This window comes from Paenibacillus sp. y28 (genome assembly GCF_037137075.1).
Lineage (GTDB): Bacteria > Bacillota > Bacilli > Paenibacillales > NBRC-103111 > JBBBNV01.
On sequence record NZ_JBBBNV010000080.1, the window covers coordinates 1 to 1,860 of the forward strand.

1 protein-coding gene is annotated in these 1,860 nt (G+C 54.7%); it reads left to right on the forward strand.

Annotation, left to right across the window (positions count from 1 at the left end; genetic code table 11):
- The first annotated feature begins 89 nt into the window (after window positions 1–89).
- On the forward strand, window positions 90–1,742 hold the full coding sequence (locus WBG83_RS22295) for an IS1634 family transposase (protein WP_336747584.1): 1,653 nt from the start codon (window positions 90–92) through the stop codon (window positions 1,740–1,742).
- The last annotated feature ends 118 nt before the right edge of the window (window positions 1,743–1,860 follow it).

A 1,860-nucleotide genomic window follows, 5' to 3' on the forward strand; every position in this document is an offset into this window, starting at 1 on the left:
CTCACATTCCGCACCCTTGGGGCTCTGAAAATGGCGAATTATGGTGTATGCTAGATTCAGAGAATGAAGCGGGGGGCGGATGGAATCGTATGGAGATCGAACGCGTGTACGAAATGGGTTATTTGCCGTTGGTAAGCGGAATCATGAATCAATTGGGCTTGCGCAAAAAAATAGACCAACTCGTCCCCGTCGACCCGCAGTGCCGGACGACCGTAGGCGAAGCCGTTCAATTGCTGGTACTCGACATCCTGAGCGGACGAAACGCCTTGGTTCACGTGGACAAATGGGCGGCACAGCTGGATCTGGATGCTCTTGTTCGTCCCGGTCTGCAAGCCGCTTGGTTCAATGATGACGCACTCGGACGGCACTTGGACCGTTTGCATGAAGCGGATATTCATGCGGTGTACTCGGCCTTCCAACTACAGGTGTATCAACACGAACGCATTCCGATGGGCGTATTTCACGGAGATACGACCAGCATGTCCGTGTACGGAGCCTATACCCAACCGACGGAAGCGCTGCAAATTGTCGAAGGCTACAGTCGCGACCGGCGCGGCGCCAAGCAAATTCAATTCGGTTTGATCGGCAATACAGACGGTATTCCGCTCTATGGCGATGTCCACGACGGGAACAAGTCGGACAAAACCTGGAATCCGGAGGTGCTGGAAAAGCTTCATGCCCAGTGCGCTGCTGCCAAACTGGACGACTTTCTGTACGTAGCGGATTCAGCGGTGATGAGCAAGTCCAGTCTTGATGCGGCAAAACGTGCCGGCGCCTATCTGTTAACGCGAGTTCCCAATCATCTGAAGGTCGTCAAAGCAGCACTTGCGGCAGCGGATGCCGAGGCGACCACCTGGACCGAGAACGTCCGGTTTGTCACATCCAAGAAAGGGGCGACTTACCGCTGGTTCGCCACCGAGGCGGAGCACGAGGGGCATTCGCTCCGCTTGATCGTGGTCGAGTCCAGTGCGTTGGACAAGAAGAAGGAAAAGACGTTAACCCGTGCGCGTGAGAAGGAAGCCGACCAGCTTGAGCAAGCTGCAAAAGAAGCCGCCAACACACCTTGGCATTGCCGGGCAGACGCTGAGCAAGCGGCGGAAACGTTCCGGCGTGAACAGGCGCCCCGGTTTCATCAAGTCGAGGTGAGCGTTGTTTCTCAAGAAGTCGTTCGAAAAAAACGAGGACGCCCCAAAAAAGGAGAAACGCCGCAGGTGGATACGGTGTATGCGTTACAGATCACCGTGTCGCCGGACGACGCGCGGTTTGAGGAAGCGCACCGCCGAGCTTCTCGTTTCGTGCTGGGAACCACCCTGCCCACGCAATGGCGGGGAGAAGAGAGAGACGGAACCGCACTGCTTGGACTGTACAAAGGCCAAATCCATGTAGAAATGAATTTCTCCTTTCTCAAGGATCCCGTCTATACCGATGAAATCTATCTGAAAAAACCGGAGCGCGTAAAGGTATTGGGGTATTTGTTTTTGCTGGCGCTTACGATCTACCGGGTATTCCAACGCCGTATTCGTCAACACATCACCGAGCAAAAGCCGATGCGAGGAGCAGGCGGGCGTATTCTGCGCAAGCCGACAGCAGCGGCGATCTTCCAAATCTTCACGTACCGGAAGACCGCGGTGCTGCGCCTGCCGGACGGCACCCGACTTCGACAGATCGTCGGCTCATTGAGCAAGGAAGAGCGACGGGTGTTGCATAGTCTCGGCTTGGATGAATCCGTATATTTGGGATAATAGCAAAGAAATCTTCCGCGATGGTTTTTCTTCAAAAATCATCGCTACAGCTCGTTGAGCTTATTTTTTCACTGCAACATTCCACTCGCTGGCTTATCCTCAGGGTGCGGAATGTGAG